Source organism: Sphingomonas rustica, assembly GCF_039652585.1.
In the GTDB taxonomy this organism is placed as follows: Bacteria; Pseudomonadota; Alphaproteobacteria; order Sphingomonadales; family Sphingomonadaceae; genus Sphingomonas; species Sphingomonas rustica.
Genome location: NZ_JBDIZK010000017.1, coordinates 57,222 through 75,129, shown reverse-complemented (window position 1 = coordinate 75,129; position 17,908 = coordinate 57,222). Strand labels below are relative to the sequence as shown.

Annotated in this window: 15 protein-coding genes; 5 read left to right on the top strand and 10 right to left on the bottom strand. The window is 67.4% G+C overall.

The window, feature by feature from the left end:
• Positions 1-239: 239 nt before the first annotated feature.
• Entirely contained in the window at positions 240-2,000 is a 1,761-nt protein-coding gene (locus TPR58_RS21755) for a glycoside hydrolase family 9 protein (RefSeq protein ID WP_346248874.1), read from the top strand.
• A gap of 42 nt (positions 2,001-2,042) precedes the next feature.
• On the opposite strand, the gene TPR58_RS21750 is transcribed toward TPR58_RS21755, so the two are convergent.
• From TPR58_RS21750 to TPR58_RS21735, 4 genes are all read right to left on the bottom strand, one after another.
• Positions 2,043-3,257, bottom strand: coding sequence for a Gfo/Idh/MocA family protein (locus TPR58_RS21750; RefSeq protein ID WP_346248873.1), 1,215 nt, complete (start codon positions 3,255-3,257; stop codon positions 2,043-2,045).
• A gap of 274 nt (positions 3,258-3,531) precedes the next feature.
• A complete protein-coding gene (locus tag TPR58_RS21745) occupies positions 3,532-4,719 on the bottom strand; it encodes an IS4 family transposase (protein WP_346248872.1) in 1,188 nt (395 codons plus the stop codon).
• A 261-nt stretch (positions 4,720-4,980) separates the two neighbouring features.
• Positions 4,981-5,307, bottom strand: coding sequence for an endonuclease domain-containing protein (locus TPR58_RS21740; protein WP_346248878.1), 327 nt, complete (start codon positions 5,305-5,307; stop codon positions 4,981-4,983).
• 111 nt (positions 5,308-5,418) lie between these two features.
• Entirely contained in the window at positions 5,419-7,836 is a 2,418-nt protein-coding gene (locus TPR58_RS21735) for a glycoside hydrolase family 3 N-terminal domain-containing protein (protein ID WP_346248871.1), read from the bottom strand.
• A gap of 189 nt (positions 7,837-8,025) precedes the next feature.
• On the opposite strand from TPR58_RS21735, the gene TPR58_RS21730 reads away from it, so the two are divergent.
• From TPR58_RS21730 to TPR58_RS21720, 3 genes are all read left to right on the top strand, one after another.
• A complete protein-coding gene (locus TPR58_RS21730; protein ID WP_346248870.1) occupies positions 8,026-9,093 on the top strand; it encodes a LacI family DNA-binding transcriptional regulator in 1,068 nt (355 codons plus the stop codon).
• Between the two features lie 90 nt (positions 9,094-9,183).
• Entirely contained in the window at positions 9,184-10,623 is a 1,440-nt protein-coding gene (locus tag TPR58_RS21725) for a sugar porter family MFS transporter (RefSeq protein ID WP_346248869.1), read from the top strand.
• A 166-nt stretch (positions 10,624-10,789) separates the two neighbouring features.
• A complete protein-coding gene (locus tag TPR58_RS21720; protein ID WP_346248868.1) occupies positions 10,790-12,568 on the top strand; it encodes an IlvD/Edd family dehydratase in 1,779 nt (592 codons plus the stop codon).
• Here TPR58_RS21720 and TPR58_RS21715 read toward each other — a convergent pair.
• Both TPR58_RS21715 and TPR58_RS21710 read right to left on the bottom strand, forming a co-directional pair.
• Complete coding sequence (locus tag TPR58_RS21715; RefSeq protein WP_346248867.1) at positions 12,562-13,026, bottom strand: MarR family winged helix-turn-helix transcriptional regulator; 465 nt, start codon at positions 13,024-13,026, stop codon at positions 12,562-12,564. The genes TPR58_RS21720 and TPR58_RS21715 overlap by 7 nt on opposite strands.
• Positions 13,027-13,058: 32 nt before the next feature.
• Positions 13,059-13,811, bottom strand: a complete 753-nt coding sequence (locus TPR58_RS21710) for a MauE/DoxX family redox-associated membrane protein (RefSeq protein ID WP_346248866.1) — start codon at positions 13,809-13,811, stop codon at positions 13,059-13,061.
• Between the two features lie 68 nt (positions 13,812-13,879).
• On the opposite strand from TPR58_RS21710, the gene TPR58_RS21705 reads away from it, so the two are divergent.
• Positions 13,880-14,269: a MerR family transcriptional regulator gene (locus TPR58_RS21705; RefSeq protein ID WP_346248865.1), complete on the top strand. Its 390-nt coding sequence runs from the start codon at positions 13,880-13,882 to the stop codon at positions 14,267-14,269.
• Between the two features lies 1 nt (position 14,270).
• On the opposite strand, the gene TPR58_RS21700 is transcribed toward TPR58_RS21705, so the two are convergent.
• From TPR58_RS21700 to TPR58_RS21685, 4 genes are all read right to left on the bottom strand, one after another.
• The gene (locus tag TPR58_RS21700; RefSeq protein ID WP_346248864.1) at positions 14,271-15,158 is read right to left on the bottom strand and encodes an SMP-30/gluconolactonase/LRE family protein; all 888 of its coding nucleotides are present in this window, start codon (positions 15,156-15,158) and stop codon (positions 14,271-14,273) included.
• Position 15,159: 1 nt separating this feature from the next.
• Entirely contained in the window at positions 15,160-15,939 is a 780-nt protein-coding gene (gene xylB, locus TPR58_RS21695) for a D-xylose 1-dehydrogenase (RefSeq protein WP_346248863.1), read from the bottom strand.
• Between the two features lie 72 nt (positions 15,940-16,011).
• Positions 16,012-17,124 (bottom strand): fumarylacetoacetate hydrolase family protein, encoded by a 1,113-nt coding sequence (locus TPR58_RS21690; RefSeq protein WP_346248877.1) that lies wholly within the window; start codon positions 17,122-17,124, stop codon positions 16,012-16,014.
• Positions 17,125-17,231: 107 nt separating this feature from the next.
• Positions 17,232-17,900 (bottom strand): nucleoside/nucleotide kinase family protein, encoded by a 669-nt coding sequence (locus tag TPR58_RS21685; protein ID WP_346248862.1) that lies wholly within the window; start codon positions 17,898-17,900, stop codon positions 17,232-17,234.
• Between the last annotated feature and the right edge of the window lie 8 nt (positions 17,901-17,908).

The window sequence follows — 17,908 nt, the reverse complement described above, 5'->3', positions numbered from 1 at the left end:
ACTCCCAGCGGTCGCACGACCAAGGGGGACACGGGCGTCGACACTGCAACCACCGGGGGGATGGCCATCCCCCCGGTGGTCCAGGCGATCTTCACCGCCTCACATCCAGATACAAGGGGGACCCTTCGCGCAGCGAAGGGTGGAGGGGGTCCACCACAGTTGATGCGAACCCCCTCCACCCCGACGCTGCGCGTCGCGGTCCCCCTCCCCCGGATGCGCAGCATCCTGGGGAGGAGAGGGTGCCCGGCATCCGCCTCAACCAGCTCGGCGTCACCCCCACCGGTCAGAAGCGTGCGATGCTCGCCAGCGACAGCACCACCCCGATCGAGTGGCAGCTCATCGCCGCCGACGGCAGCGTCGCCGCATCGGGGCAGACGACCGTCCACGGCCCCGATCCGCTGGCCGGCGAGCCGGTCCACATCATCGATTTCACCCGCTTCACCGGTACCGGCAAAGCCTATGTGCTGAAGGCAGGCGCGCTCGAAAGCCGCCCCTTCGCCATTGCCCCCGATGTCCGCGGCAATCTGGCCGAGGACGCGCTCGCCTTCTTCTACCATCAGCGCGCCGGCGTCCCGATCGAGGCGCGCTATGTCGGCACCAAATGGGCCCGACCGGCCGGGCACACGAAGGAAGTCGTCCATTGTTTCAAGGGCCGCGACCTGCGCGGCACCGACTGGCCCGGCTGCGGCTATACGCTCGACGTCACCGGCGGCTGGTACGATGCCGGCGACCAGGGCAAATATGTCGTCAATGGCGGCATCAGCCTGTGGACGCTGCTCGACGCCTATGAACATCTGAAGAGCCCCGCCTTCGCCGATGGCCGGCTGAAGATTCCCGAGGCGGGCAATGGCGTGAACGACCTGCTGGACGAGGCGCGCTACGAAATGGCGTTCCTGCTGTCGATGCAGGTGCCCGCCGGCACCCGCGCCAGGCTCCCGGTCGGCCCCTTCGCCGGCGACGCCAAAATCGTGCTCAGCGACGTCGACGCCTCTGGCATGGCGCATCTCAAGGTCGGCGACCGCAACTGGACGGGCCTGCCGACCCGCCCGGCTGACGACCGCGAGGAGCGGCTGCTCTATCCGCCCACCACCTCGGCCACGCTCAACCTTGCTGCCACCGCTGCCCAGTGCGCGCGCCTGTGGAAGGGTGTGGACGACGCCTTCGCCGCGCGCTGCCTCGCCGCCGCGCGCAGCGCCTGGGCCGCGGCAAGGCGCAACCCGCAAATCTATGCCGTCGGCGATTTCACCGGCAGCGGCGGCTATGGCGACAGCGACGTCTCGGACGAGTTCTACTGGGCTGCGGCCGAACTGCTCCTGACCACCGGCGAGCCCGAGTTTCGCGATTTCGTCCGCGCCTCGCCGCATTTCACCGCCGATCCGGGCGAACCCGGCTGGCCGCGCACCGCCGCGCTCGGCACGCTGGCGCTGGTCAAGCTGCCCGAAACCGCGCCCGAGGCGGTGCAGGCGCGCAAGATGCTGGTGCAGGTCGCCGACCGCTTCGCCGCGGAGCGCGAGCAGACCGGCTATCACATCCCCTATGCGTCGGCGGGCGGCTATCCGTGGGGCTCGACCTCGACCCTGACGAACCGCGCGATCATGCTGGCCTATGCCTATGACATCACCGGCAAGACCAGATATCGCGGCGCGGTGGTCGATGCGCTCGACTATCTGCTCGGCCGCAACCCGCTCGACCAATCCTATGTCAGCGGCTTCGGCGCGCGATCGATGGCCCACCCGCACCACCGCTTCTGGGCCCCCTCGCTCGACCCCAAACTGCCCGGCCCGCCGCCAGGCGTGATCTCGGGCGGCCCCAACTCAACCGCCATGTCGGATCCGGTCGCGGAGAAGCTGAAGGGCAACTGCGCCCCCATGCGCTGCTGGTCCGACGACGTGCGCGCCTATGCGCTGAACGAAGTGGCGATCAACTGGAACGCGCCGTTGTTCTGGGTGGCGGCATGGCTGGATGCGCGCGAAGGGCAGGGCGGCAACCGGCCGAAGTAACCCGGAGGCACAAGGCCGACACCACCCCTTTCCTCTCCACTTTCACCCCAGCATCCGCCCATCCGGCGCCAGCTTCACCGTCCGCCCGTCCTTCGCCGATGCATAGATCGCCTCGATCAGCCGCAGGTCGCGCAGGCCCATTTCGCCCGGCGTCCTGATCGTCGCGCCGTCCCGCACCGCATCGGCGAAATGGTCGAGCTGCCGGGCGAACTGAACCGTCGGGTCGCCCGGCGTGAAGTCGCGGGCATTCGGTCCCTCGATCCGCATCTTCTGCCCCGAATAGCCGGTGGCCGAGTCCATGATCAGGGCGCCCTGCGTACCGCGCACCTGCGCGAAGTTGATGCCGGCGGAATCATAGGAGGTGACCAGCTGCGCCACCGCGCCCGAGGGGAAGCGCATCTGCGACGCGACATGCGCGAAGATCTCGGCAAAGCGCGGGTCGTTGGCCGGGCGGAAGGTCGTGGCGCTCACGCTCTCGGGCATCTCGCCGGTCAGGTACAGCGCCGATTGCAGCCCGTAGAGCCCGTAATCCTCCAGCGGCCCGCCGCCCGCCAGCGCGCGGCTGGTGCGCCAGTTCTCGCTCGGGGTCGTCGGCCCCATGCGATAGGATTGCTCGGTCCGCATCAGGCGGATGTCGCCGACCGCCTTTTGCGACATCAGCCGCATCGCCTCGATGTTGAACGGCTCGAAATGCGATCGATAGGCGATCATCAGCTTGCGGTTCGCGCGCTTGCCCGCCGCGGTCATCCGCTCGCAATCGGCGCTGCTCAGCGCCATCGGCTTTTCGCACAGGACATGCTTGCCCGCGGCAAAGGCGCGGATCACCCATTCGGCATGCAGCCCGGTCGGCAGCACGACATAGACCGCGTCGATCCGCTTGTCCGACGCGATCCGGTCGAACGCGTCATAGGACAGGCGCGCGTCCTGTGGCAGGCCGTACGCGTCGCCCACCTGGCGCAGCTTGTCGGGATTGCCCGAGACGATCGCGGCGACATGGCACCGCTCCGACTGGTCGAAGCGCGGCATCATCTGGTTGAGCGCATAGCCGCCCAGTCCGACGATCGCGAAGCCGACGCTGTCGGGTCGCTTGCGCCGCGGCGGAGAGGCGGGGAGCGTCACCCCGTCGGGCATCTTCTGCCCGGTCGCCCGCGCGCCGCCCTGAGCCTGCGCCACTGCCGGCCCCGCCACCATCGACGCCGCCACCACGCCGCTTCCCGCCTCTATGAACCCGCGCCGGGTCATGCCATTGTCGACCATAACCGCTCTCCCGTCTCGCCATGAACTCGTCGGACCCAGCACCGGCCGCTGACAGGCGCAGCGTAGCGCGCCCGAAACAGTCTACGAACAGGTTTCGGAGCCGTTCCGGGGGTGATTCAAGAGTCTGATCCGCCACAGAAAATTCCTCTCCCGGAGGGAGAGGGGGACCGCGAAGCGGTGGAGAGGGAGTTTCCACATTCGCAGTTGGTCGTTTGGGAATACTCCCTCTCCACCAGCCTGCGGCTGGTCCCCCTCTCCCTCCGGGCTATCGGATTCACACATCACGTTTGTAACCGAGAGTGTCGACGGCCCGCTTGGCGGCCTGGATTTCGAGCCATCCTTGCAGCATGACGACGGGCCCTGGTTTTCCGTAATAGCCGGTCCACCCACCGAGGCGTGCGCAGACCCAGGCGGCGTAGGCGAGTGAGCCTTTGGGATGGGGATTTTTCTGGCGTTGGGTCTTGCCCTCGAGCCTGGCGCAATAGGCTTCGAGGAGCGGGATGTCGTCGCTGTGGAAGACATCGGTGCACGGCCGCAACGGGCCGGGGCCGCCATCGCGGCCATGGACGAGTTGCTGGACGGCGACGGCGGCGATGAGGGCGGCGGTGATGAGCTTGTCGCGCGGTTGCGGGTCCTCGATACGCACCCCCTCGATGTCGAAGCCTTGTGTCTTGAGCGTCCGGAAGAGCTGCTCGATGGCCCATCGGGTGCGATAGAGATCGACCACGGCCCAGGCGTCGCCGGCATCGGCGACCGGGCGGGTGGTCAGCAGCCGCCAGTGGATCGCGGGCTGCCCTGCCGGCGCGGCGATCTCGCGGACGTCGACCATCTGCATCTCGACCGCATCGGGCAGGCCGGCGCCAAGCTGCCGCTTCGGCCGCGCCAGCATGACCTTGTCGAAGCGCACCGCCAGCCGCGCGGTGCGGGCACGGCGACCGGGGCCGGCCGGCAGATCGAGATCGGTCTGCGACGCCTCGGGCAGCGCATCGAGCGCGGCGAACAGCTTGCCGCCATCCTCGAGGCTGCGGTCCTGAGCCGCGCGCACCAGCAGATCGGTGGTGTCCGGGCGCAGCGCGAATGCCTCGTAGATGTCGCCCTCGCGGTCGGCGATCACGGTGATCCGATCGGCGCCTGCGCACACCGACGCTGCCTGATCGGCGCCCTGCAGCCAGCGGAAGCTCTCCTTCTCCTCCACCGGGGAACCGCGCCGCTGCCCCCTGCGGCCCGAGGATCGCTGCAGGAACTGCCCGTCCACCAGCCCGAGGATCGCCCCGTCAGACCCATCCAGCGCAATCGCCACATGCAGATAATCGCCACCGCCGCCCGTCGAGCGGATCACCGTCGTGTCCTGGATCACCACCACGTCGCGCCCCTGACACCGCTGCGACGTCGACGACGCAGCCTGCGACAGCATCTCCTCCACCGTCACCGACCGATTGCGCAGAAAACGCGTGATCCGCATCTCGCCGGCTCGCGTACCCCCAAGCCGACGAACACGAAGCGAACGGCCCCCGACCTCGAGCAACCGCCCCAGAAGAAAGGCCCCCCTTTTTCCAGGCGCCGATCTCCGAACCGGCCCAGCGTCTGATCCATCAATACTCTCCAGCCCACTGGCGTATCGAATCAGACACTCACTTCTTTTCAACCACGATGTGTGAATGACGTAGCCCTCCGGGAGAGGATTTATAAGTTAAAACAGTTATTTATCTGACAAGAGCGTCGATCACGCCCGTGCGGTGGTCACGATGTGGAGGATCACCGCGTCCAGATCGCGCAGCACATCGCTGGCGAGGATCCGCAACACCCGCACATCCCTCTCATGAAGCCACGCGTCCCGAACACCGTCGCGTTCCGGCCGATCACCGCGGCCGTGCACCTCGCCATCGACTTCGATCGCCAGGTCCACCTCGGCGCAGTAGAAGTCGAGGATATAGGGGCCGGCCGGATGTTGATGCCTGAACTTCAGGCCCCCGGGGCGCTTGCGCAGTTCGCGCCACAGCAGCACCTCCGGCAGCGACATGGCCCGGCGGAGCTGCTTGGCTCGTCGGATCGTGCCGGGTGGACCGGTGAGCTTGCGAATACACCCTCTCCACCGCGCTATCCGGGAGGGACTAAATGAAGGAGCCGGACGATGGTCGTCCGGCCCCATCGTCTCAGGCGCTCACTTCACCGTAAGCGTCGTCGCCTTCAGGTCCACCGAGTTGGGACCCGCCGAGATCGTGAACGTGCCCGGCTCGACCATGCGCTTCATGTCGAGATTCCAGAAGCTCAGGTCGCGCGGGGTCAGGGTGAAGGTTACCGTCTTGCGCTCGCCGGGCTTCAGCGTGACGCGCTCGAAATGCTTCAGCTCCTTGATCGGGCGGGTGACGCTCGCCTCGTCGTCGCGGACATAGAGCTGGACCACTTCGTCGCCCTCGCGCTGGCCGGTGTTGGTCACGTCGACCGACACGTTGACGCTCTCGCTCAGCCCGATCGAGGCCGATGCCAGTTTCGGCGCCGACATCTCGAACGTCGTGTAGGACAGGCCATAGCCGAACGGATAGAGCGGCGAGGTGTCGCCGAACAGATAGCCGCGGCGCGCGGTCGGCTTGGCATTGTAATAGACCGGCAGCTGGCCGACGCTGCGTGCGATCGTCACCGGCAGTTTGCCGCCCGGATTGTACCGGCCGAAGATCACGTCGGCCAGGCCGTTGCCCGTCTCCTGACCCAGATACCAGCCCTCGATCAGCGCCGGCGCGTTCCTGGCCAGGTAATTGACCGAATAGGGGCGACCGTTCAGCAGGACGACGACCACCGGCTTGCCGGTCTTGATCAGCGCCTCGGCCAGCTGGTCCTGCGGCCCGACCAGGTCGAGCGTCTCCATGTCGCCCAGGTGATTGTCGGCCCAGGCCTCGCGGCTCAGCGTCTCGTTGCCGCCCAGCACCAGGACGATGACGTCGGCGTCCTTGGCGGTTTCCAGCGCCTGCGCGCGCAGCTGGTCGTTGACCTCGGGCTTGACCAGCTCGACCGCGTCCTTCGACCATTCGCGGTGGTCGGTGATGCGGATGCCCTCGGCATAATCGACCTGGAACTTGCCCTTGCCCTCGGCCTGCATCGCCTCGAGCACGCTGACGACGTGGCGCGGAACGTCCGAATAGCCGCCGATCGGGGTGTCGCGGGCATGGGTGCCGATCACCGCCATCCGCTTGATGCCGGTGCTGTTCAGCGGCAGCAGGCCGTTCGAGTTGCGCAGCAGCACGATCGACTCGCGCGCCGCCTCGCGCGCCAGCGCGACCGCATCGGGGGTTGCGGTCTTGCGGCCCGCGGTGCGCGGATCGGCATAGGGGTTCTCGAACAGCCCGCCTTCGAACTTCATCTTCAGCACGCGGCGAACCGCCACGTTGATCTGGTCCTCGCTCACCTTGCCCTCGCGGACCAGTTCCGCCAGGTGATTGTACGCCTCGCCATCGGGGGTCTCGACATCGACGCCCGCGTCCATCGCGCGCACCGCCGCTTCCTTGACGTTGGCGAACATCTTGTGGCGGGTCACCGTCTCGCGGATCGCGAAATAGTCGCTGATCACCGCGCCCTTGAAGCCCCATTCGCCGCGCAGCACGTCGGTCAGCAGCCAGCGGTTCACATGGCTCGGCACGCCGTCGATCTCGTTATAGGACGCCATTACGCCCATCACCGGCAGTTCCTCGATCGCACGCTCGAACGGCGGGAAGAAATTCTCGCGCAGCGTCCGCTCGCTGATCTGCGCCGGGGCGACGTTGGTGCCGTTCTCGGGCTGGCCGTGGCCGGTCATGTGCTTCAGCGTGACGAAGACCTTGTCCGGCGCCAGCGGCAGGGTGGTGCCCTGGAACCCGCGGATCGCGGCCAGGCCCATCTCGCTCACCAGGTGCGGATCCTCGCCATAGGTTTCCTCGATCCGGCCCCAGCGCGGATCGCGCGACACGTCGACGACCGGGGCGAGCACCAGATTGGCACCGCGGGCGCGCGTCTCGCGCGCGGCGACGCCGAACACCTTCTCGACGATCTTCGGGTTGAAGCTGCTGGCCAGTGCAATCGACTGGGGGAAGCTGGTCGCCTCGGCCGCGACCAGGCCGTGCAGCGCTTCCTCGTGCATGAACATCGGAATGCCCAGCCGGGTGCGCTCGACCGCCCATTTCTGCGCTGCGTTGATATAGGTGACCGTCTCTTCGGGGTTGCGGTTGCGCACGCCCGCGGCGGCGCCGGCGCTGCCCGCGGCCGGCGGGGTCACGCCGCGGCGGTCCGACGGGCGAGAGATCATGCCGAGCCCGTTGGGGAAGGCGGCGCTTGCCTTGGCCGGATCGAAGTCGCCGGCCGGCGTCTGGATGCGGTCCTTATGCTCCCAGATCGCGACCAGCTGGGCGATGCGCTCGTCCAGCGTCATCCGGCTCAGCAGATCCTCGACCCGCGCATCGACCGGCCGGGTCGCGTCCTTGTAGATCGGCTTGTCGGCCTTTTTCGCCGCGCTCTGGGCAAAGGCGGCAGGCGCCGTGGCGGGAACCAGCGTGACGGCGGCGAAGGCCGCCAGGAACGCGATGCGACGACGCGCTTGGCCGGAAACGATCATGAACTTCCTCTCCCTCTGGACGTGGCGCGCTTCGCGCCTTCGCGTGTGGCGCCGACCCCGGGCGCCTGAATATGGTAGCGCTATCAACTATAGATGGCGCGGCGCTTCGGTCAACTCGAACGATTCGACTCCGCAACTTTATTGCATTTGATATGCGGCAATCCTATGCCCGCGGCAGGAGGGACCTGCTTGAGCAAACCGAGCCGCCGCAGCCGCGGCACCGTGACCGTGCAGGATGTCGCGCGCGCCGCCGGCGTGTCGGCGATGACCGTGTCACGCGTCGTCAATGGCGGGTCCAACGTGCGCGCGACCACCCGAGAGGCAGTGCTGGCCGCGATCGAGAAGCTGAACTACTCGCCGAACAGCGCGGCGCGCAGCCTGGCGGCGGGAGAGGCGACCCAGATCGGGCTGCTCTATTCCAATCCCTCGGCGGCCTATCTCTCGCAATTCCTGATCGGCGCGCTCGCCGCGGCGCGGCGTGCCGGATGCCATCTGGTACTCGAGGCGTGCGAGGGCGAGCGCGCCGACGAACAGGCGGAGGCGACGCGCAGCTTCGCCTCGACCTCGGTCGAGGGCGTGATCCTGCCGCCGCCGCTGTCAGAGGCGGCGCCGGTGCGCGCCGAGCTCGAGGCGGCGGGCATCCCCTGGGTGTCGGTGGCGATGGGACTGGCGCCCGAGAACAGCATGAACGTCCGCATCGACGATTTCGGCGCGGCGTCGGCGATGACGCGCCACCTGCTCGAACTCGGCCATCGCCGGATCGGCTTCATCCGCGGCAACCCGAACCAGAGCTCGTCGGCCGAACGCTATCGCGGATTCCTGGCGGCGATCGAACAGGCCGGGCTCGACCTCAAGGACATGCCGGTCGAACAGGGCTATTTCACCTTCCGGTCGGGCATCGTCGCGACCGAGCGGCTGCTCGACCGCAGCGAGGCGCCGACCGCGATCTTCGCCTCGAACGACGACATGGCCGCCGCCGCGGTGGGCGTGGCGCATCGCCGCGGGCTGCATGTGCCGAACGACCTGACGATCGTCGGGTTCGACGACACCCAGCTTGCCACCACCGTCTGGCCCGAACTGACCACCATCCGCCAGCCGACGGCGGCGATGGCGGAAACCGCGCTGAACCTGCTGCTCGCCGGGCTGCGCACGCAGCGCGGCGGCGAGATGGCCGAGCTCGACGAGCAAGTGCTTGATTACGAGCTCATCGTGCGCGAATCCTCCGGGCCGCCGCCGGAGCGATCGAGCGCGCGCTAATCGATCGGGGACCCTTGCTTTTCCCCGGTGATGCCGTAACCGTTACCGCTAACATGCCTATGTGGCGGGTTTAGGAGAGGGGAACCCCAAATGACTCAAACGGCGGACAGGGCCAATATCGGCCTGATCGGCGCCATCGTCGCGGTGGCGACGATCGGCGGCCTGCTTTTCGGATATGACAGCGGTGCCGTAAACGGCACGCAGGAGGGCCTTCGCGCCGCATTCCAGCTGGACGACGCTGGTCTTGGCTTCACCGTCGGATCGCTGCTGATCGGCTGTTTCATCGGCGCCTTCTTCGCCGGCACGCTCGCCGACCGGATGGGGCGTCGCAACGTCATGCGGCTCGCTGCCGTGCTGTTCCTGATCGGTGCGCTGATCCAGGGCATCGTCAACGATCACACCCTGTTCCTGATCGCGCGCGTCTTGGGCGGCATGGCCGTCGGCGCGGCCAGCGTCCTCTCTCCGGCCTATATCTCCGAAGTCGCGCCCGCCAACATTCGCGGGCGGATGACGACGGTGCAGCAGATCATGATCATCACCGGTCTGACCGCGGCATTCTTCGCCAATTACTATCTTGCTCAGGCGGCCGCGCGACCGCTGGTCGCCGGTGACGTGCCGTCGTTGAACCCGCTGTGGCTCGGGATCGCGGCCTGGCGATGGATGTACCTGATGCAGGCAGTGCCCGCCGTGGTGTTCCTGATCGCCTTGTTCTTCATCCCCGAAAGCCCGCGATATCTGGTCTCGAAGGGGCGCAACGAAGATGCGCTGACGGTTCTCACCAGCCTGTTCGGTACCAAGCAAGCCGCGCTCAAGCTCGCCGAGATCCGCGCCAGCTTCTCGGTAGACCATCGTCCGCGTCTGTCCGACGTGCTGACTCCTGCAGGCGGCTCGGGCTTCCTCGGCATCCGTTCGGTCGTCTGGGCCGGGCTCCTGCTCGCCGTGTTCCAGCAGCTGGTCGGCATCAACGTGATCTTCTACTACGGCGCCACACTGTGGCAGGCTGCGGGTTATTCCGAGTCTGAGGCGATGATGACCAACATCATTTCGGGCAGCATCTCGATCGTCGCCTGCTTCGTCACGATCGGGCTTGTCGACCGGATCGGCCGCAAGCCGCTGCTGCTGATTGGTTCCGCCGGTATGACGATCACGCTGTTCATCATGGTCTATGCGTTCTCGACCGGTACGCTCACCAACAACACGCTCCATCTGCCTGGCAATAACGGACAGATCGCCGTCTATGCGGCGCTGGCCTATTCGGCATTCTTCAACATCAGCTGGGGCCCGGTGATGTGGGTCATGCTCGGCGAGATGTTCCCGAACCAGATCCGCGGATCCGCGCTTGCGGTCTGCGGCTTCGCCCAGTGGTTCGCCAACTATCTGGTCGCGCAGAGCTTCCCGATCATGCTGGGCGGCATCGGCCTGGCGTACAGCTACTCGTTCTACGCGGTTTGCGCGTTCATCAGCTTCTTCCTCGTCCAGAAGTTCATCAAGGAAACCAAGGGCAAGGAACTCGAGGCAATGGAAGGCTGATCCCAAATCCTTCCCCAGCTCGCTGGGGGAGGGGGACCGCCCGCGCAGCGGGTGGTGGAGGGGCGGCGCCAAAGGCGCCGAATGCCCTCCCAATGCCCCTCCACCAGCCTTCGGCTGGTCCCCCTCCCCGAGACAAGCTCGGGGAGGATTGTTACTGGAGCATCTCATGACGACCCGCACGCCCGCACGCCCGTTCCGCTCACGCGAATGGTTCGCCGCGCCCGGACGCGCCGACATGGCCGCGCTCTATCTCGAGCGGTTCATGAACTACGGCATCACCCGCGACGAGCTGATGTCGGGCAAGCCGATCATCGGCATCGCCCAGTCGGGCAGCGACATCGCCCCGTGCAACCGCATCCACCTGGAAACGGTCAAGCGCGCACGCGAGGGCATCCTGGCGGCGGGCGGCGTGCCGATGGAATTCCCGCTCCACCCGATCTTCGAGAATTGCCGCCGCCCCACCGCGGCGCTGGACCGCAACCTGGCCTATCTCGGGCTGGTCGAGATCCTCAACGGCTATCCGATCGACGCGGTGATCCTGACCACCGGCTGCGACAAGACCACGCCCTCGTCGCTGATGGCCGCGTCGACCGTCGACATCCCCGCGATCGTCCTGTCGGGCGGGCCGATGCTCGACGGCTGGCATGAAGGCGAGCTGGTCGGCTCGGGCACCGTGATCTGGCGCAGCCGCCGCAAGATGGCCGCGGGCGAGATCGACGAGGCCGAGTTCCTGCGCCGCGCCACCGACAGCGCGCCTTCGGCCGGCCATTGCAACACCATGGGCACCGCCTCGACGATGAACAGCCTGGCCGAGGGGCTGGGCATGTCGCTGCCCGGCTGCGCGATGATCCCGGCGCCGTACCGCGAGCGCGGACAGATGGCGTACGAGACCGGCAAGCGCATCGTCGACATGGCCTATGAGGATCTGCGCCCTTCGAAGATCCTGACGCGCGCCAGCTTCCTCAACGCGATCAAGCTGCTGACCGCGATCGGCGGGTCGACCAACGCCCAGCCGCACCTGATCGCGATGGCGCGCCATGCCGGCATCGAGATCACGCCCGACGACTGGATGACCGGCTACGACCTGCCGCTGCTGGTCAACATGCAGCCGGCGGGGCAATTCCTGTCCGAACGCTTCCACCGCGCCGGGAGCATCCCGGCGGTGATCCGCATGCTGGTAGAGGCGGGCATGCTCGACGGATCGGTCGCGACGGTGACCGGGCGCACCCTGGCCGAGAATGTCGCGCAGGCGGTGGTCAAGGATCCCGAGGTGATCTGGCCGATCGACGCGCCGCTCAAGGAGAAGGCGGGCTTCCTCGTCCTGAAGGGCAATCTGTTCGACATGGCGATCATGAAGACCAGCGTGATCTCGGACGAGTTTCGGGCGCGCTACCTGTCCCGCCCGGGTGCCGAGGGCGTGTTCGAGGGGCGGGCGATCGTGTTCGACGGCTCGGACGACTATCACCACCGGATCAACGATCCCGCGCTCGAGATAGACGCGAACTGCATCCTGGTGATCCGCGGCTCCGGCCCGATCGGCTGGCCCGGCTCGGCCGAGGTGGTCAACATGCAGCCGCCCGATCACCTGATCCAGCAGGGCATCATGAGCCTGCCGACCCTGGGCGACGGCCGCCAGTCTGGCACGTCGGACAGCCCGTCGATCCTCAACGCCTCGCCCGAGAGCGCGGTGGGCGGCGGCCTGTCCTGGCTGCGCACCGGCGACATGATCCGCATCGACCTGAACACCGGCAGCTGCGACGCGCTGGTCGACGAGGGCGAGATCGCCCGGCGCAAGGCCGAGCCGGCCCCGCCGATCCCCGAGAGCCAGACGCCGTGGGAAGAGCTGTTCCGCGAGAAGACCGGCCAGTTGGGGCAGGGCGGTACGCTGGAGTTCGCGGTCAAGTATCGCGGCACCAGCAACACGGTGCCGCGCCACAATCACTGACCCGCGTCGGCACCCTCGCGGCGCAGGTCGATGAGGGTGCCGAGCACCTCGCGGGCGTGCATCACCTTGTCCTCGCCCAGCCGCTCGATCAGTTCCTCGTCGATCGCATCGCGCGCGATCGCCTGAGCCGCCGCCGCCCGGCGGCCGCGATCGGTCAGCGTCAGCACGAAGCGGCGGCGATCCTCGGGATCGACCGCGCGCTCGACATAGCCGCGCAGCACCAGCGCATCGACCAGTTGTCCCCCCGCCTGTTTCGAGACCCCGAGCTGGGCGATGATATCGCCAAGCTTCAGGTCGCCGTGGGACAATGCACCGACGACGTAGAGCCCGTTGCGCGGCATATCCTCGCATCCGACCGCCGCGAGCGCCTTGCGCATCGCATCGCCATAGGTGGTTCGGGCCCGCCGCAGCAGCGCCGGGAGCACGACATAGGACCAGTAGGGGACGTGCTGGATCATAGGAAGCTTCCTATGGTCAACACCGATGATAGTCAATGAATTGGAGCAAAAACCATCCAGATCGACATCGCCACCATCATCACGTTTTCGGTCAGCGAAACGAAGCCCAGCGGCACGTTGCTGCTCCCGCCGACGCATGCGCATTTCAGCGTGCGCCGCTCGACATAGACCGCCTTGAATACCGACGCCGCGCCGATCGTCCCGATCACCAGCGCGACCGGCGCCGACAGCCAGGTCAGCGCGCCCGCGATCATCAGCACACCCGCGCCGCCCTCGGCAAAGGGATAGATGCGCCCATAGGGGACCCAGCGCCGCGCGAGCAGGTCGTAGGTCAGGAACATCGTCGAGAAACGCTCGATATCCTGCAGCTTGAGCAGCGCCAGCACGCACATGCTGAACGCGACGAACCACTCGCCCGCCCGGATGGTGAACGGCGTGCCATGGACGGCATAGCTGGCCGCCAGCGCCATCAGCGCGGTCATCGCGAACAGCGCGATCACCGGCCGATAGCTCGGCGCATCGGGGTCGCGCACCGGCTTGCCAAGGAACGCGGTCAGGTCGTCATGCCCACCGATCCGCCGGCCGTCGATGAAGGTCTGCGGCGTGGTCTTCACGCCATGCTCTGCCTTGAACGCATCGGTCTCGGCGCGGGTGCGCAGCGGGCGGTCGTCGACCTGATAGCCGTGTTTTCGCAGCAGATGCAGCGACTTGAGGCCATAGGGGCAGACATGGTCGGGCAGGACCATGCGGTAGAGAATGGCGCGCTTCGGCGCGGCGTCGGTCATCACGGGCTCCTTGCGGCTGAACCGTCGCAAGGTCATATGGGGTCCGTACCATGGTACGGAGTCAAGGCATGGCGAGGCTGACGATCGCGAAACTCGCCGAGGCGGGCGGCGTGGGGGTGGAGACCGTGCGCTATTATCAGCGCCGCGGCCTGCTCGACACGCCCGAACGGCCCGAGGGTGCGGGCAGCGTCCGGCGCTATGACGAGGCGGCGGTGGGGCGGCTGCGCTTCATCCGCTCGGCCCAGGCCGCCGGCTTCACGCTGGAGCAGATCGGAGAATTGCTCCAGCTCGATGCCGGCCATGATCACCAGCGCGCCCGTGCACTGGCGGAGGCGCGGATCGCGGCGCTCGACGCGAAGATCGCGGAACTGGAGGCGGCGCGCGCCTCCCTGCGCAGGCTGGCCGGTCAATGCGCCGCCAGTCGCGGCCCGTGCCCGATCCTGGAGGCGTTCGGCTGAGCTAGATCCCGACCGAAACCTCGACGCCGGGCAGTCCGGGGACGTCGACGTCGAAGGAGAACAGGTCGCCGGCCCGGGGCTCGGCTTCCAGATCCGCCGGGCTGCAATGCTTGTTCGCGGTGGTGGCGAACACCGTCTTGAGGTCGCGGCCGCCGAACGCGATCTTGGTGATGGCGCTGACGGGGAAGCGGATCGTCTCCAGCAGTTCGCCGGCGGGCGAATAGCGGCGGACCGCCCAGCCCTTGTAGAGGCCGGTCCACACGCAACCCGCGGCATCGACGGTCGGGCCATCGGGATAGCCTTCCTCATTGGGGATCGTCGCGAAGACCCGCCGGTTGGACAGCGTGCCGTCCTCCGCCACGTCGCAGGCGTAGATGAAGCCGCCCAGCGTATCGGTGTGATAGAGGATGCGACCATCGGGGCTGAGCGCCGGGCCGTTGGTGATCGAATAATTGGGGCTTTCGGCGACGCAGCTGCCGTCGGCGTGGAGCCGCCAGATCGAGCCGGTCTCGGCCGCCTCGTGATCGTCCATCGTCCCGAACCACAGGCGGCCGTGCGGGTCGACGGTGCCGTCGTTCAGCCGGTTGTCGGGCAGGCCGGGCTCGGGATCGGCCAGCGGGGTGAAGCTGCCGCTGCGCTCGTCGAACCGGGCCAGGCCGGTCTTGAGTCCCGCGACGAAGCCGCCGCCTGCGATCGGCAGCGCGAAGCCGACCTGGTCGGGCGCTTCCCAGCTGGTCTTCACCTGGGTGGCCGGATCGAAGCGGTGGATCCGGTGGCTCTTGATGTCGGTGAACCACAGCGCCCGGTCGCGCTGCACCCACACGGGGCCTTCGCCCAGCGGCGCGCCGAGGTGCCAGACGCTGACCGGCTCGGAGCGCTGCACGGTCATGTCAGCGCCAGCCCGCGTCGACGAAATAGGTGTGGCCGGTCACCAGCCGCGCATCGGCGGAGGCGAGGAACAGCGCCATCGCGGCGATGTCGTCGGGGACCAGCCGACCCTTGAGGCACTGGGCGTTGACGATCTCGGCCTCGCCCTCGGGCGTGTACCATTTCAGCTGGCGCGGGGTGCGGACATTGCCCGGCACGATGCAGACCGAGCGGATATTGTCGGGGCCCAACTCACGCGCGAAGCTGCGCGTCAGACCCTCGATCGCCGCCTTGGCGGTCTGGTAGAGCGTCAGTCCCTCCAGCGCGAGGTGCCAGGAGATCGAGCCGAGATTGACGATCACGCCGCCGCCCTGTTCGCGCATGCCGGGGATCACCGCCTGGGCACAGAAGAACAGGTGCTTGAGGTTCACGTTGAGTCGGTTTTCCCAATAATCCTCGGTGATCTCGTCGATCGTGTGGCGATCGTCATTGGCGGCGTTGTTGATCAGCACGTCGAACGCGCCGCCCTCGGCGATCGCCTCGGCGATCTTCGCCTGGACCGCCTTGGTATCGGTCAGGTCCATATGGTGGAATGCCGGCGGCTTCGCACCGTCGGACAGGCTGTCGACCAGCGCCTCGGAATCCGCCTGGGCGATGTCGAAGAAGGTGACGTCGCAGCCCTGGCGGACGAACCCTTCGACCAGTCCGGCCCCGATCCCCGATCCGCCACCGGTGATCAGCACGCGCTTGCCTTCGAGGCTGGGGTAGATTGCGCGCAGATCGCGGGTCAGCGTCGTGGTCATGGGATCGGCTTCCGACATTCGAGGGTCTTCCAGATAATTGGGATGCAGCCGTGGCGAGCGGGCTGCGGGCGCTCAGCCATTGGCCGGCCCGGAAAGCAGGCCGCGCCCGGCCAGGTTGCGCATCAGGTCGCGGATGCCGAAATCCCAGGGGGCAGCGGCCTTGCTGGTGGTGACGCGATTGACCAGCTTGCCCAGCTTCGGGCTGGAGATGCTGACCAGGTCGCCGGTCTTGTGGGTGAAGCCGCGGCCGGGATGGTCGCGGTCCTGGATCGGCGCGAACAAGGTGCCGAGGAACAGCGCGAAGCCGTCGGGATAGTGATGCTCGCTCAGCGCCTGGCGGACCAGTTCGGTCGGATCGCGGCTGATCTGGCTCATCTTGTTGGTGCCTTCGAGCCGGTAGCCCTCGGGTCCCTCGATCACCAGGTCGATCTCGGCGACGCGGACGTCGTCCAGCGTGAAGCCATCGTCGAAGATGCGGATGAACGGACCGATCGCGGTCGAGGCGTTGTTGTCCTTGGCCTTGCCCAGCAGCAGCGCCGAGCGCCCTTCGAAGTCGCGAAGGTTGACGTCGTTGCCCAGGGTCGCGCCGCGGATCGCGCCGCTGCGGTCGACGATCATCACCACTTCGGGTTCGGGATTGTTCCAGTCGCTGTCCGAGCGCACGCCGATCTCGGCACCCCAGCCGACCGACGAGAGCACCGGCGCCTTGGTGAAGATCTCCGCATCCGGGCCGATCGCGACCTCGAGATATTGCGACCACATCCCCGCCTCGATCAGCGCGGCCTTCAGGCTGGCGGCTTCGGGCGTGCCGGGGACGACCGAGCGGATGCCAGATCCGACGCGCGATTCGAGGTCGCCGCGGATCTCGACCGCCTTGTCGGCATCGCCGCGCGCGCGTTCCTCGATCACCCGCTCGATCGCCGAGAGTGCGAAGGTGACGCCCGCCGCCTTGACGCATTGCAGGTCGATCGGGGCGAGCAGGCGGGCGGGGTCGAGATCCTCGACACGGCCCAGTTCGGGGCCCGACAGGCCGGCGATGTGGTCGCGTTCGAGCAGGTCGGCGACGGTGGGCGCATCACGCGACACATCGTGGACGATGCCGCCGCGGACCAGGACCGGCGTGGGGCCGGAGTCGAGCAGCAGACGTCCGACCAGCACCGCATCGGCAATGTCGACAGGCAGCATTTCAGCTGTGAACGCTTCCAAGATCAATCCCCGCCCAAAAGATCGTTATTTGATAGCGCTACCATTGTGGCGCGCGGCGGCGACTGTCAAGCGTTCTGGCGGACCGGTCAGCGCGCGTCGAGGCCGATATGACCGATGATCTCGGCAACGATGGTGGCGGAGGCGCGCATTTCACCATCTGCGCTGGCCTGCACGGTTTCCCAGTTGCCGAGCAGCCCTGCCTGGGCGATCCGGGCATACATGTCGCGAACCCGCAGCTGAAGCGCGGCGTCCGATTCATGCTCGTCGAAGCTGCGATCGGTATAGCTGCGCTGCGCCTTTTGCAGGATCAGCGCGCGCGCCAGATCCCAGGGCGTATCGAGATAGATGTTGAGATCGGGGACGGGCAGGGCGAACTGCCCGGTTTCCAGCGCCGCGATCCAGGCGAGCAGATCGCCGGCATCGCCGTCCAGCTTCGCCCCCTGATAGGCCATGTTCGAGGCGACATAGCGGTCGAAGACGACCACGTCGTGCGTCGCCCGGGCCTTCAGGATCTCGTCGCGCGATTCCAGCCGGTCGAGCGCATACAGCACCGCAGCCGCCTTCGGCGTGACGGGTACGGGCATGTCGCCGGCGAGGAAGCGCCCGATCGTCACGCCGCCGACGGTGTGGCCATAGCGCGGGAAGGAAATGACGACCGCGCTGTGCCCCATCGCGTTCAGCGTCTCGCACAGCATCCCCGCCGTGGTCGCCTTGCCCACGCCGTCGGCGCCCTCGATCGCGATCAGCTGTCCCACGCGCCTCG

Bases quoted from the DNA above. Each gene is read 5' to 3' on its own strand.
- TPR58_RS21750 (WP_346248873.1), bottom strand. From the start codon at position 3,257: ATGGTCGACAATGGCATGACCCGGCGCGGGTTCATAGAGGCGGGAAGC.
- TPR58_RS21715 (WP_346248867.1), bottom strand. From the start codon at position 13,026: ATGATCCAGCACGTCCCCTACTGGTCCTATGTCGTGCTCCCGGCGCTG.
- TPR58_RS21725 (WP_346248869.1), top strand. From the start codon at position 9,184: ATGACTCAAACGGCGGACAGGGCCAATATCGGCCTGATCGGCGCCATC.
- TPR58_RS21720 (WP_346248868.1), top strand. From the start codon at position 10,790: ATGACGACCCGCACGCCCGCACGCCCGTTCCGCTCACGCGAATGGTTC.
- TPR58_RS21690 (WP_346248877.1), bottom strand. From the start codon at position 17,124: ATGCTGCCTGTCGACATTGCCGATGCGGTGCTGGTCGGACGTCTGCTG.
- TPR58_RS21705 (WP_346248865.1), top strand. From the start codon at position 13,880: ATGGCGAGGCTGACGATCGCGAAACTCGCCGAGGCGGGCGGCGTGGGG.
- TPR58_RS21745 (WP_346248872.1), bottom strand. From the start codon at position 4,719: ATGCGGATCACGCGTTTTCTGCGCAATCGGTCGGTGACGGTGGAGGAG.
- TPR58_RS21735 (WP_346248871.1), bottom strand. From the start codon at position 7,836: ATGATCGTTTCCGGCCAAGCGCGTCGTCGCATCGCGTTCCTGGCGGCC.
- TPR58_RS21710 (WP_346248866.1), bottom strand. From the start codon at position 13,811: ATGACCGACGCCGCGCCGAAGCGCGCCATTCTCTACCGCATGGTCCTG.
- xylB (WP_346248863.1), bottom strand. From the start codon at position 15,939: ATGACCACGACGCTGACCCGCGATCTGCGCGCAATCTACCCCAGCCTC.
- TPR58_RS21700 (WP_346248864.1), bottom strand. From the start codon at position 15,158: ATGACCGTGCAGCGCTCCGAGCCGGTCAGCGTCTGGCACCTCGGCGCG.